Raw genomic sequence first — 291 nt, 5'->3', positions numbered from 1 at the left:
TTATTATTAGCCAAAAAATATCTAGCCAAAGCACTCATACCAATGCCACCAATGCCAACAAAATAAATGTTTTGTATGTTGTTTAAATTCATGCTTTGTTTAACAATTTTTCAACCTCATCTGCAATATCTTTTGTTGCATTTACCAAGGCTAATTTTTTAATATTTTCAGATAACGTTTTTTGCTTTTCTTTTGATGCTATTAATTGTGAAAATTTATTTTCAAAATCGGCGTTTAAATCTTCTTCTTTAATAATTAAAGCGGCATGTTGATTTACTACAGCCATTGCAT

The 291-nt window shown here is 28.2% G+C and carries 1 protein-coding gene and 1 pseudogene; both read right to left on the bottom strand.

What is annotated here, in order from left to right:
* On the bottom strand, positions 1-92 hold a 92-nt coding region (locus FUA24_RS02935), incomplete at its 3' end, for a Mur ligase domain-containing protein (RefSeq protein WP_148540003.1).
* A pseudogene (locus FUA24_RS02930) lies at positions 89-291 on the bottom strand (UDP-N-acetylglucosamine--N-acetylmuramyl-(pentapeptide) pyrophosphoryl-undecaprenol N-acetylglucosamine transferase); the annotation flags it as partial. The gene FUA24_RS02935 and the pseudogene FUA24_RS02930, both read right to left, overlap by 4 nt.

It is taken from the genome of Seonamhaeicola marinus, from assembly GCF_008085455.1.
This window is presented reverse-complemented; position numbering and strand designations above follow the sequence as displayed.